The following is an 11111-nucleotide window of genomic DNA, read 5'->3' on the forward strand; positions in this document are numbered from 1 at the left end:
ACATCAACGCTGCTAAAAACCGCCGCTCCAGTAGCGGCCCGTTCGACGTACGCGGCATCTGGTATCTGCTAGCAAACGAAGTCCCCGCCGTCGGTAACGGGCCTGTTGGTATTCAGTCGTTGGAGGCGGAAGTATCGATCGAGAGTTCGTGCTCGGAGATAGTGGCCCTCGGTCGCAGGAACTTCCGGTAGTCGAACTCGGTCAGTTCGTCGCCCTGGGCGACCCGTGTCGGCCAGTCCGGGTTCGCGAGCGCGCTCGTCGCGAGTGTCAGGAGGTCCGCACCGTCTTCGAGCACGCTGCGTGCAGCCTCGGGTGTTCCCAGCCCCCCGTTCGCGATGACGACCGTGTCGTCGGTCACGTATTCGACAGCAGCCTCCGCGAGCGTGGGGCCATCCTCACCGAAGGAGGACACGGTAGCGTCGGGCTCGGTCGTGTGGACGTAATCTGCCCCGGCAGCCGAGAGTTCCTCGAAGAACACCGACGCTGCGTCTTCCCCTTCCTCCCACTGGTGGTCGGTGTCGGTCACCATCGTCTGTGAAACCCGAATCCCGACGACGAACTCCTCGGAGACGGCGTCCGCGACTGCAGAGACGACTTCTGCTGGATACCGCACGCGTGCTTCCGGCCCGCCGCCGTACTCGTCGTCGCGCTGGTTCATCCGCGTCGAGAGGAACTCGTTGAGGAAGTAACCGTTCGCGCCGTGTATCTCGACGCCGTCGAAGCCAGCCTCGGACGCGTTTCTGGCTGCCGAGACGAACCCCTCACGCGCCGTTTCGAGGTCGTCGCTGGTGGCTTGCTCCGGCACGGGATACGGGCCGCTCCCACCGTAGGCTTCGGACTTTTCGCCCGCCGGCTGGACTGGCGACGGTGCGATTGTCTCCTGTGTCTCGGAGGGTGGAATCCCCTGGTTCTGTGCACCACAGTGCATCAGCTGTGCGAAGATCGGTGACCCGGCATCGTGCACGGCATCGACCACTGTCGTCCACGCGTCGACGTGGTCGGCAGTGACGAGTCCCGGCTGTCTCAGGTAGCCCTTGCTGTACGCGTTGTCAGTGTAGACTCCCTCCGTGACGAGAAACGCAAAGCCGCCGTCAGCGAATTTCGCGTAGTAGTGCGACATCTCGTCGGTCGCACGTCCGTCGGCCGTCGCGCTTACCCGAGTCATCGGCGCCAGGCCGACGCGATTGTCGAGGGACAACTCTCCTACCGACGTTGAGTCGAACAGCATCTTGGTGGCAGGTATGTGTTTCACCCGAATAGACCACTCGTTCTGTCTCCGCCAGAACCGGCGCCGTGACCATCGCGGTGACGGCCCTTCGAGAACCGCCTCGGTGACCCTCGTCACCATCGGCGTCGGTTCGTCGGCTACCAGCGCGACGATGAAGTGGTCGAGCCTGTCGCTTCGAGGCGGTGAACGGATGTGCGGAACCGCTCGGCTCCCGCGTTTTTCGCAACACAGGTGAATCACCGACGAAGACGAAGCCACCTTGAGAGTAGCTCGATGTCACCCCGGACAGGAGTAGCTACTTGGGTTCGCTGTCCGTACGGGAGGCATGCTCGTCGCGGAGACAGAGACGGCGTACCGGTTCGTCACGCAACCGGCACACGCAGCGCTGGCCGGCCGCCTCGCGAGGATGTGGGTCCGTGAAGCCGACACGACGGACCCCGAAGTCGCGATGGCGGTGTACAACCACGACAACGGCTGGTGGGCCCACGACCGCTGCCCGCATCTCACCGACGACGGAACGCCCGCCGGCGTCGGCGACGTACCGCCGGAAACCTGGGTCGAGTTCTACGAATCGGGCATCGACAGCGTCGTCCAATTGGACCCGTACGCGGGACTGCTCGCGTCGATGCACGGGTCGGGGCTGCGCCGCGAGCGCTACGGACTCACTGACGGCCCGCCGTCCGACCACCCGGCGTACGACGAGTTCGTCGACCGGGAAGAACGCAGACAGCGACAACTCGCGTCGGAGCTCCCAGCGGGTCGACTATCGAGTGCAGACGAGAACGCGCTCTCGACGCTCCACGAGACGGGGACGGTCGACGACAGCGAGAGCCGACTGTGGCGAGCGTACCGACTCCTCGAAACATGGGATATCTGCTCGATTGCGCTCTGTACCGCGACAGCCGGAGCGACGACGGAGATACCGACGGCACCGGCGGCGGACGTGCTCGTCGAGGCAGTCGACGACGCGACGGTCACAGTCGTACCGTACCCGTTCGAGACGTCGCCGCTGACGGTGCAGGTCCCCACGCGAACCGTCGACAAGGAGTCGTTCGACACCGAGTCTGCGCTCTGTCGGGAGTACTACCGGACGAGAGAGGAGTTCCGTTCGATTACCGTGAAGTCACCCTGAACAGCGGCGTCAGTGCTCGTCGGCAAAGCGCCGCGCCGCCTTCGTCCAGTCCCACGAGAGAAAGGAGATTTCGGGGCTGGCTCCGACTGGAATCGCGTCGTACTCCTGGAGAAAGGTACGGATGCCGCGCTTGCCACCGAAGTCGCTGCGGTACCATCCCATGACGCGAGGCACGCGCACGCGGTCAGTATCGGGGTCGTACCGGACGGTGGCGTCGAGATACGCACGCGTCGCCATGTCGAGTTGGTCGTCGATAGCGTCGAGAGTGTATGCCCGGATTGCCGGACAGCTCTCGGCACCGCAGTTGAGCGCGAAGTGGATTCGTGGGTCGACACTGTCGAGTCGGTAGCGCATCTCGAAAGTATCGGGCAGAACGCGGGGGAGATAGCCCAGTCCGTATTTCGAGCGGCCACGGAGTAGCCCATGCTCGATGTCGTCGAGGCTCAGACGGTGGCCGGCGACGCGAACCGCCGGAATGCTAAAAAAGCGAAGCGAGCGGAGTACGCCCTCGTACAGTCCCGGGTGAGTGTCCAGCAGCCCCTGCGTGCCGGCGTTGTAGAGGTTCGACCAGAACGCGAGCGCGGCGTTACGGTCGGTCCGAAGCGGTCCGAGCGCCTCGTCGTCGTACTCGCCGAGTCTCGTCAGGAACGGCGTCGGGTCTCCGCCGGTCCGGTAGGCAGCGAGCAGCTCAGCGCTGCAGTCGATCGGAGAGAGTGTCTCTGCCGTCTCGAGACTCATACCGGAGCGTTGGCCGGAGAGCGAAAAAGCGTTTGGCGGGCTGGCAGCGTACTCGCCAGACGGTGACGCCACGGGCGAGCCGTACATTTTGCTGACTCGGTGAACGTCGAGCGGATGGGCGGCAGTGCGTCTTGTCGTATAAAATTTCAGTTTCACTGTGAGGAGAGCACTGAACCGCCGGCTACTCCACAGTTGCGCGCATGGTGACGAGCGAAGCGGAGTGTCTCGATGCGCTGCAGGAAGCGGCCGACAGGCTCGAAAAGTCACCCACGAAGGTGGAGTACGAAGCGCTTGAGTTAGTGCCGGCATCAGCGACGGTTATCCGGGTTTTCGGCAGTTGGAACGAGGCGAAAGAACAGGCTGGACTGGAAACAGCACCCTCAACGGGGAGTCGGGTTGAGCCGAAACCCGACAACGTCGAAATTCCAGATGATAGTGAGTGGGACGAACTCTCGGTGGACCAGCGGTGGCACTACCGAAACGTCGAGCACAACACTGAACGGACGCTGGACCGTCGGAGTTGTCTCCGCTCGTGGATCAACGAGCGGAAAGCCGAGAACGGGTGTTCCCGGTGTGGACAGACCGACGCTGCCTGTCTGGAGTACCACCACGTCAATCCAGAGTTAAAAGAGAAAGCAATCGGCGAGCTAATCACACACGGACACGGGAAACAAAGTCTCCAAGAGGAGATAGCAAAGTGCGAGATACTGTGTGCGAACTGCCACCGGAAAGAGCACTACAATTTGCCGGAGAATCCACGCGGGAAGCGAGAAAAACAGAGACAGTGGTTGTACGAGTACAAGCGAGAAATAGATGGGTGTCGCCGGTGTCCGGAGACCGACCCACGTTGTCTGGTGTTTCACCACAGCGGTGAAAAGCGGGCGACAGTCGCCAGCCTCGTCGCAGACGGGGCAACAAATGTAGCGATCCGAGAAGAAATCCAGCGGTGTACCGTCCTCTGTGCGAATTGTCACCGGAAGGAACACTTCGAGTCACCAGTCAGAACTAGCTGAACGCGACGACGTTACGACAATCATAAGTGCAACCACCGTATATTCTTGACTGCAAAGTTCCGTGGTGTAGTGGCCAATCATGTAGCCTTCTGGGGGCTACGACGAAGGTTCGAATCCTTCCGGAACTATACTACTGCAACTAACTCTGTCAGCACCTGCTGTTCTTGCTAATTCAATTCCCTGGCATCAGCCAGCTACTCGCCACCGAACGCCTGATGAGCGCGGCGAATCGAATCGAGCAGGCCAGCGCGCTGGGGCGCGTAGTGGAGATGTGAGTCACAGCCACAGTCCGAACAGCCGAAGTCGGGAACGGGAGCACCGTCGAGAGCCGTCGCGGTCGAACACTCGATGTCGACGCCGGCGGACGTGACGACGGTGTCGACGCTGGCAGTGGGGAGACCGAGCAGGTAGTCGACGTGCCAGTGGCGGGTGTCGCGCTCGCCGGCGGCGAGTTCGCGGTGGCGCTGGACCCGGGAAAAGCCACCAGTGCCGAGCGCGCTGCCGGTGTAAGCGTACCACCCGGGGTCGAAGGTGAGCGTGCCCAGTGCTCCGACCTCCGTCGTGGTCGTTTCGAGTACGTCGACCAGGAGCGTGTACGTCCCGCCGACGCCACTGTCGTCAGTCACACAGGGTGGGTTTGTCGGCGCGCACATATCTGTTGTGACTGCCGAGAGAGTGCTCCGAAAGAGGTGTCTTTCCGGCCGACAGAACTGTCGACGATGACGCGCTATCTCGTCGCGACGGCGTCGGTCCACACCACCGCAGCAGCCTGTGATTACCTCCAGTCCCGCGTCGATTCCGACGACGAGGTGCTCGTCCTCGCCGTCCGGGAGCCAGCACTCGACAACCGAGACCTCGGCGATGCGGCGAACGTCGCGCGGACGCGACTGGTCGCACCGAACGTCGAAACGCTGACTCGGGAAGGCAACCCAGTCGAGGAGATCTCGGCGGTAGCCACCGAGCGAGATGTGGACGTACTCGTCGTGGGACCGCGGCGGGGTGACCCGGAGACGAGTGGAGACGCGCCGGGGAGCACCACCAGGGCGCTGCTGGCCAACTCGACGCGACCAGTAGTCGTCCTCCCGGAGACAGCGCTGCCCTGAGTCGAGCCCATCGCATTGAAACCGCTGGGCGTCAAAGCGGGGTCTATATGTCCGGTTCGGAACTGGCGACGCAGGTCCGGGAGATGCTCAACGTGGACGCAGCGGCGTTCCGTGCCCGCGCACAGGAGGAGGCAGAACAGCTCAAAGAGGAGGTCAGGTCGGGGACCTTCGACAACACCCAGGCGTTGGTGGGGCTGGAGATGGAACTGTACGGTGCGGACTCACGGACCGACGGACTCCGACGGATGCCCCGAAGTCTGCTTGGTCTCATCGGCTTCGAGAAAGAACTCGGCCTCCACAACGCCGAGATGCAGACGAGCCCGGAACCGCTGACTCGGTACGGCCTCGTCGCCCAGGAAAAAGAGCTACAGGCCCACTTCGCGCCGGCCCAGGAGAAAACGAACGCCGAGGACCTCTCGCTGGTGACCGACGGGATGTGGACGGTGCCACCGACCGGCGAGACGGCGACGGAGTACCTGACCGACTTCGTCGAACAGGACGGGATTCGCATCGCGACCAACATGAGCGATTCCGTCAGGTACCACACGATGGCCAACACCGACTACCCGTCGCGGTTCGAACTCGACGCACCCCACGTCTCGCTCTCTGCGGAGACGGTGATGCCCGAGAGCCTCATCACCTCGATTCAACCCCACTACCAGGTGCCCCACGCACCAGACCTCCCGGAGTATTTCAGGTACGCGCTCCGCGTCGCCGGGCCGCTGCTCGCGCTCGGGGTCAACGCTCCCTTTTTCCCCCCGGACCTCTACGACGACGACCCGGACGCCGAAATCGTCGCCGACGCGCACATGGAGCACCGCATCGGCGTCTTCGAGTCGGTGCTGAACCCGCCTGTCGACCACGAGGAAGCCCCGAAAGTGTGTTTCCCGCCGGATTTCGAGACCGTCGAGGAGGCCATCGACGCCATCGCGGACGACCGGTGTATCGTCCCGACGAACGTGACCACTGGTAACCGGTTCGACGACCAGTTCGCACACTTCCGACACAAACACGGAAGCTACTGGCGCTGGGTCCGGCCAGTCTTCGACGGCGCGACACGCTCGGAAGCCAACGCCAGAATCGAGTTCCGGCCGCTTCCCGCACAGCCGACTATCCGGGACAGCGTCGCCTTCGAAGCGGTCTTCGCCGGACTCATGGAGAGTCTGCGCCGCCGCGAACACCCGGTCCGCGCACTCGACTGGGAGACGGCGAAGGAGAACTTCTATGCGGCCACCCGCGACGGCCTACAGGCGGACATCGAGTGGATAACCAGCGACGGTGTGGAGACGACCGCGATAGACGAAATCGGACACGAACTGTTCGAGTTCGCCCGCGATGGGCTAGAAGTACGGGGCCTCTCGACAGAACAGGCACGCGAGTACATCCGACCGCTCCGTGAACGACTGGACCGCCGGATGACGCCCGCCCGCTGGAAACACGAGCGAGTCCACGAGAGTATCGAGGCCGGTGTCCCGCTCCCGGAAGCAATCTGGGGGATGCAGGCCGAGTACATCGACCACCAGTCCGAGACGCTCATCGAGGGGACGTTCGCCGACTGGTTTTAATTTCTCTCGTGGGTATTTTCGGCGTGATCGACAGCGTCGGCCGGCGTGTCGACGTGTTCGATGCCGTCTACGCCGTCGATTCGGTGGGTCCCGAGGCCGGCGACCGGCCGGTCGAAGTCGAGTGCGTGACCGAGTTCCGAGAGCGTGCCCGGTCCGCCGTCGATAGCGATGACGGCGTCGCCGTTCAACACGACCAGTGCGTTTCGGGCGTTGCCCATGCCAGTCACGATCGTCGTCTGGACGTATTCGTTCGCCTCCGCTGGATGACTGCCCGGCAGAATGCCGATGGTGTGCCCCTCCATTTCACGTGCGCCGCGACAAGCCGCCTCCATGACGCCGCCGCGACCACCACAGACGACGGTATGGCCGCGCTCGGCGAGCAGTCGGCCGACGTCGAGCGCACGGTCGTACTCCTCGTCGGTGACGCTGCTGCCGCCGATAACACTGACGCGCATACTCGACGGCAACGGCGCTCACCGATAAAAACAACAGTACTGCAGTCGTCGAAAGCGGAGTGACCGACGAGAATCCGGTCGTCAGGAGTTAGAGCTGGTCGAGCCAGTTCCGTGCCTGAGATTCGCTGGTCTGAGCGATCTCGGCGATTTCCGCGGCGTCGTACTCGGCGAGATCGGCCGCCGTCTCGATGCCCGCGTCGTGGAGACGCTCTGCGTAGGTCGGGCCGATACCGCTGATGGTCTCGACTGGGTCGGCGTCGGGTTCGTCCTCGACGACCGCTTCGCCGCCATCGGCCTCCTCTGGGCCACTGTCTTCGGCTTCGTCAGTGACCTGTTGGGCGGCCTGTTCCTGGATCTCGGAGACGCTTGCCTCGGCCGTTTCGGCGTCATCCGCTTCCTCGCCGGCGTCGTCTTCGTCCTCCGCGGCCTCGGATTTCTCCCAGAACCAGTCACTCACCTGCGGCCAGACGTCCTCGTGCGACGATGAGGAGACCGACATGCCGATGTGGCCGGTCGGGTACTCGATGGTGGTCACGTCGTCGCTGCCGACGATGTCGTTGAACGGCTTGGAGGCTTCTGGCGGGATGAGGTGGTCGTACTCGCCGATAATCTGGATAATCGGCATGTCGATGTTCTCGACGTCGACCTGCTGGCCGTTGATTTCCAGGACGTTCCGGTAGAGTTCGTTGTTCTGGTAGATCTTCTGGAGGAACTCGACGTAGGCCTGCCCCGCGAGGTCGATACCCTCGTCGAGCCACCGCTCCATCCGGGAGAAGTTCTGAACGAACCCGTCACTCTCCAGATTCTCGTAGAGAGTGATGTACTTCCGGAGGTAGTTGTCGATGGGGTCCATCAGCGCGAACCCGTCGTCGAGCATCTCCGCCGGGACGTTGCCGTACGTGTCGACGACGTCCTGCGGGTCGTAGTACTCCTCGCTTCCCCAGTCTTCGAGGGTGCCGCCGGTCTGGTCGAAACAGAGGCCGGCAGCCATCAGGCCGAGCGCGTTGACCTTCTCGGGATAGAGCGCGGAGTAGATGGCCGTCATCGTCCCGCCCATACAGTAGCCGAGGAGGTTGATTTTGTCCTGGTCCGAACGGCGGGCGACTTCGTCGACGCAGTTGTCGATGTAGCGGTTGATGTAGTCGTGCAGACCGAGGTTCTGGTCGAGCCGCGAGGGCTCGTTCCAGTCGATCATGTACACGTCGTGGCCCGCATCGAGCAGTCGGCGGATGACCGACCGGTCGGGCTGCAGGTCCAGGATGTACGGCTTGTTGATGAGCGCGTACACGATGAGAATGGGAACCTCGTTCTGTTCGTCGGTCCGAGACTCGTAGTGGAGCAGTTCCAGCTTGTTCTCTTCGTAGACGACCTCGGAGGGCGTCTGTCCGACTTCGATCGTCTCTATCTCGACGGCGCGGTCGGGCGCGATAGAGGCCTTGCGGGTGGCGTCGGCGAGAGACTCCATCGTCTCGGTCTGTGCGTCCATCGCTGCCGCCAGTGGATTGAATGGCATGACTCTACTCCTCTAGTGCGTCGAGTACACGGTCGAGCTTCTGTTCGACGTCGTGCTGGCGACGTTCCAGTTCGATGAGTCGGTCACCGACTTCCTCGACGTCGTCGCGAGTCGGGAGACCCATCTGCGAGACGGTGTCCTGAGTCACCTCGTCGACTTCCTGTTGCATCTCCATCATCGTCTCGACGAGCTGACCGTTCGCGGACGCGAACGCGCTCGTCGACATGACTTCCTTGAAGGCGTCGTTTGCCGACTGCAGCCAGATGTCGCGGAACTCCGTCGGTCCGATATCCTCGCCCTCGGCGGCATCTGTCGTCTTCTCGAACATCTCTTCGGCGGCGTCCATCCACACCTCGTAGGCGCGGTTGTAGCCCTCGATGCCGTCTTCGACGACATCCTCTTCGGGGACGGAGTTGTCGAAGGCGTCACTCCAGGCGTCGATCAGCGCGGCCTGTGCCTGCATGTTCTGCTCGACAGAGTCGGCAACTGCGTCGTTCATCTGTTCTACCATCTCGTTCCAGTCGTCTTGCATCTGATTTGAATCACTCATGGGAATAGGTCTAGCGTGTATAGAATAAAAGATTCCGAAGGTTTACGCCTCGACTGCCTCGACAGCCTGCTCGGAAACGTCCTGCATCTGGCTCTGCATCTCCTCGACCTGCGCCTGCAGCTCTTCGACCTGCGCTGCGAGTTCCTCGACTGCCTCGACGGACTGGGTCTCCAGTTCCTCGTGGGTCTCGAGGAGGAGGTCGATCTGCTCTTCGAGCGCCTCCAGGTAGTCACCGCTTACGTCGTCGTAGGTGGCGATTCCCTCGTCGAGTTCCTCGGAGAGGGTGTCGAAGGCTTCCGCGTGGTTCTCGAGGAGCGTCTCGTACTGTTCGTCGACCGTGTCGCGAAGTTCCGTGAGCTGCTCTCCAACGCCAGGGACGTTGGCCTCGACGGCGTCGAGGGTGTTGTGCAGGGCGTTTTGCTGAAGTTCGACGAGTCGGCGCTGGGCCGATTCGGAACTGTCCATACTGTCGACGACAGCGTTGTTGACGCGCTGCTGGAGTTCGACAGTGCGGTGAAGCGCCTGCTGGCTCTGTTCGATTGTCTGTCGCTGCAGTTCGAAGGTCGTCGTAACGGGTGTTGTGTAGTCTACCATTGTTAGTCACTCCTGTTGCGTTTGACCGGGATAACGACGGTCTGGACGATATCGCCCTCCTCGATGTCGAGCGCCTCGCGCTCGGCATCGGGGATACTGATGCGGCCGCCACTCTGGACGCGAGTCTTGAACGTCGCCGTCTGGCTCATCGCACCAATCTGGTTCATATCCATCCCGGACATTCCGCCACCCATCATCTGTTTGAGCAACTCCTGTTGTTTCTCAACTGCCTGCTCACCCGTCTCCTGAAACGCCTTGAACATTGCGGGAGGCCACATCGGCCCGTCGCTCTCGTCGGACATCGGTCATTTGTAGGTACACCGCCATTTGGTATAAACCTTGCGTTGAATACCATCTGATACCATACGATACCATTAAGTGACACAGACACCTACAGATATGTATGACGTATCAGTTGGACAGCCGTGTGTCTGCACAACATCACCCATGTGAGCAGACGAACGAAGCGGGAGTAAGCAGTGGTATCGGGACAACAATGTTAGTCAATAATCCTCACAATTTAATAGGGCGTAAGGCTAAAGGTGGAGCCAATGAGTTCTGAATCGGAACGCAGCGCGCTGCTGGATACGTGGACCGAGACATCGTCGCACGTATTCGACAGTGTCGTCGCCGCGAACCGGGCTGCCTTTGCCGCATTCGGTGTCGAGCCAGGCGAGAAAGACGGCTCCGTCGCCACACCGACCGAGCGCATCGCGCCCGACGAAGACCTGCCCGAGTGGCACACCGAACTGACTGCCGACGACCCCACCGAACTGTCCGTCGGCGACCGGTTCGAGTTCACCAAGACAATCACCGACGGCGACGTGAAGCGCTTCGCCGCCTCGAGCGGAGACACTAACCCGCTCCACCTCGACGGTGAGTTCGCCGAGGAGACGCGTTTCAAGGGCCGCATCGCCCACGGGACGCTGGTCGGTGGGCTCATTTCCGCCGCGCTTGCGCGCGTGCCCGGAATGGTCATCTACCTCTCGCAGGACCTCGAATTCCACAACCCGGTCCGCATCGACGACCGCATCACCGCCGAGTGTGAGATCGTCGAGGACCTGGGCAACAACCAGTACCGGCTCAACACACGCGTCCTCAACGGTGAAGACGTCGCCATCGACGGGGAGGCCGTCATCATGGTCGACGAACTTCCCGAGGCCGCAAAGGCCGCTGTCGAAGACTGACGGCGCTGTCGGCCCAGCCGCCCGTTCTCTCTC

The 11111-nt window shown here is 62.3% G+C and carries 13 protein-coding genes and 1 tRNA gene; 6 read left to right on the forward strand and 8 right to left on the reverse strand.

The genetic code is table 11. The annotated features are described in order from the left end of the window. Positions 1 to 112: 112 nt before the first annotated feature. Positions 113 to 1228 carry an NADH:flavin oxidoreductase gene (locus WDJ60_RS03265; protein ID WP_340098471.1) on the reverse strand — a complete coding sequence of 372 codons (1116 nt, stop codon included), beginning with the start codon at positions 1226 to 1228 and terminating at the stop codon, positions 113 to 115. 325 nt (positions 1229 to 1553) lie between these two features. On the opposite strand from WDJ60_RS03265, the gene WDJ60_RS03270 reads away from it, so the two are divergent. Next, the gene (locus WDJ60_RS03270) at positions 1554 to 2360 is read left to right on the forward strand and encodes a DUF3891 family protein (RefSeq protein WP_340098473.1); all 807 of its coding nucleotides are present in this window, start codon (positions 1554 to 1556) and stop codon (positions 2358 to 2360) included. A gap of 9 nt (positions 2361 to 2369) precedes the next feature. On the opposite strand, the gene WDJ60_RS03275 is transcribed toward WDJ60_RS03270, so the two are convergent. After that, entirely contained in the window at positions 2370 to 3098 is a 729-nt protein-coding gene (locus WDJ60_RS03275; RefSeq protein WP_340098475.1) for a DUF547 domain-containing protein, read from the reverse strand. A 203-nt stretch (positions 3099 to 3301) separates the two neighbouring features. On the opposite strand from WDJ60_RS03275, the gene WDJ60_RS03280 reads away from it, so the two are divergent. Further along, positions 3302 to 4111 carry a homing endonuclease associated repeat-containing protein gene (locus tag WDJ60_RS03280; RefSeq protein WP_417750432.1) on the forward strand — a complete coding sequence of 270 codons (810 nt, stop codon included), beginning with the start codon at positions 3302 to 3304 and terminating at the stop codon, positions 4109 to 4111. Positions 4112 to 4166: 55 nt separating this feature from the next. Beyond that, positions 4167 to 4239, forward strand: a tRNA-Gln gene (locus WDJ60_RS03285). Positions 4240 to 4305: 66 nt separating this feature from the next. On the opposite strand, the gene WDJ60_RS03290 is transcribed toward WDJ60_RS03285, so the two are convergent. Beyond that, on the reverse strand, positions 4306 to 4737 hold the full coding sequence (locus tag WDJ60_RS03290) for a GIY-YIG nuclease family protein (protein WP_340098479.1): 432 nt from the start codon (positions 4735 to 4737) through the stop codon (positions 4306 to 4308). A 93-nt stretch (positions 4738 to 4830) separates the two neighbouring features. Here WDJ60_RS03290 and WDJ60_RS03295 point away from each other — a divergent pair, with 93 nt between their 5' ends. Together WDJ60_RS03295 and WDJ60_RS03300 are read left to right on the forward strand one after the other, a co-directional pair. After that, complete coding sequence (locus WDJ60_RS03295) at positions 4831 to 5214, forward strand: universal stress protein (RefSeq protein WP_340098482.1); 384 nt, start codon at positions 4831 to 4833, stop codon at positions 5212 to 5214. A gap of 47 nt (positions 5215 to 5261) precedes the next feature. Continuing rightward, positions 5262 to 6779 carry a glutamate-cysteine ligase family protein gene (locus WDJ60_RS03300; RefSeq protein ID WP_340098484.1) on the forward strand — a complete coding sequence of 506 codons (1518 nt, stop codon included), beginning with the start codon at positions 5262 to 5264 and terminating at the stop codon, positions 6777 to 6779. Here WDJ60_RS03300 and WDJ60_RS03305 read toward each other — a convergent pair. From WDJ60_RS03305 to WDJ60_RS03325, 5 genes are all read right to left on the reverse strand, one after another. Further along, positions 6776 to 7234 (reverse strand): TIGR00725 family protein, encoded by a 459-nt coding sequence (locus WDJ60_RS03305; protein ID WP_340098486.1) that lies wholly within the window; start codon positions 7232 to 7234, stop codon positions 6776 to 6778. The genes WDJ60_RS03300 and WDJ60_RS03305 overlap by 4 nt on opposite strands. 88 nt (positions 7235 to 7322) lie before the next feature. Next, positions 7323 to 8747 (reverse strand): class III poly(R)-hydroxyalkanoic acid synthase subunit PhaC, encoded by a 1425-nt coding sequence (gene phaC, locus WDJ60_RS03310; protein WP_340098488.1) that lies wholly within the window; start codon positions 8745 to 8747, stop codon positions 7323 to 7325. Positions 8748 to 8751: 4 nt separating this feature from the next. Then, entirely contained in the window at positions 8752 to 9297 is a 546-nt protein-coding gene (locus WDJ60_RS03315; protein WP_340098490.1) for a poly(R)-hydroxyalkanoic acid synthase subunit PhaE, read from the reverse strand. Between the two features lie 42 nt (positions 9298 to 9339). After that, on the reverse strand, positions 9340 to 9891 hold the full coding sequence (locus WDJ60_RS03320; protein ID WP_340098493.1) for a hypothetical protein: 552 nt from the start codon (positions 9889 to 9891) through the stop codon (positions 9340 to 9342). A gap of 2 nt (positions 9892 to 9893) precedes the next feature. Continuing rightward, a complete protein-coding gene (locus WDJ60_RS03325) occupies positions 9894 to 10193 on the reverse strand; it encodes an AbrB/MazE/SpoVT family DNA-binding domain-containing protein (protein ID WP_340098495.1) in 300 nt (99 codons plus the stop codon). A gap of 249 nt (positions 10194 to 10442) precedes the next feature. Here WDJ60_RS03325 and WDJ60_RS03330 point away from each other — a divergent pair, with 249 nt between their 5' ends. Further along, on the forward strand, positions 10443 to 11078 hold the full coding sequence (locus WDJ60_RS03330; RefSeq protein WP_340098497.1) for a MaoC family dehydratase: 636 nt from the start codon (positions 10443 to 10445) through the stop codon (positions 11076 to 11078). Positions 11079 to 11111: the final 33 nt, after the last annotated feature.

The sequence above is a fragment of the Salinibaculum salinum genome (genome assembly GCF_037645885.1).
In the GTDB taxonomy this organism is placed as follows: domain Archaea; phylum Halobacteriota; class Halobacteria; order Halobacteriales; family Haloarculaceae; genus Salinibaculum; species Salinibaculum salinum.

Excerpts from the sequence above, each read along its gene's own strand:
- WDJ60_RS03265 (WP_340098471.1), bottom strand. The coding sequence starts at position 1,228 with ATGCTGTTCGACTCAACGTCGGTAGGAGAGTTGTCCCTCGACAATCGC.
- WDJ60_RS03270 (WP_340098473.1), top strand. The coding sequence starts at position 1,554 with ATGCTCGTCGCGGAGACAGAGACGGCGTACCGGTTCGTCACGCAACCG.
- WDJ60_RS03275 (WP_340098475.1), bottom strand. The coding sequence starts at position 3,098 with ATGAGTCTCGAGACGGCAGAGACACTCTCTCCGATCGACTGCAGCGCT.
- WDJ60_RS03295 (WP_340098482.1), top strand. The coding sequence starts at position 4,831 with ATGACGCGCTATCTCGTCGCGACGGCGTCGGTCCACACCACCGCAGCA.
- WDJ60_RS03300 (WP_340098484.1), top strand. The coding sequence starts at position 5,262 with ATGTCCGGTTCGGAACTGGCGACGCAGGTCCGGGAGATGCTCAACGTG.
- WDJ60_RS03305 (WP_340098486.1), bottom strand. The coding sequence starts at position 7,234 with ATGCGCGTCAGTGTTATCGGCGGCAGCAGCGTCACCGACGAGGAGTAC.
- phaC (WP_340098488.1), bottom strand. The coding sequence starts at position 8,747 with ATGCCATTCAATCCACTGGCGGCAGCGATGGACGCACAGACCGAGACG.
- WDJ60_RS03315 (WP_340098490.1), bottom strand. The coding sequence starts at position 9,297 with ATGAGTGATTCAAATCAGATGCAAGACGACTGGAACGAGATGGTAGAA.
- WDJ60_RS03320 (WP_340098493.1), bottom strand. The coding sequence starts at position 9,891 with ATGGTAGACTACACAACACCCGTTACGACGACCTTCGAACTGCAGCGA.
- WDJ60_RS03325 (WP_340098495.1), bottom strand. The coding sequence starts at position 10,193 with ATGTCCGACGAGAGCGACGGGCCGATGTGGCCTCCCGCAATGTTCAAG.
- WDJ60_RS03330 (WP_340098497.1), top strand. The coding sequence starts at position 10,443 with ATGAGTTCTGAATCGGAACGCAGCGCGCTGCTGGATACGTGGACCGAG.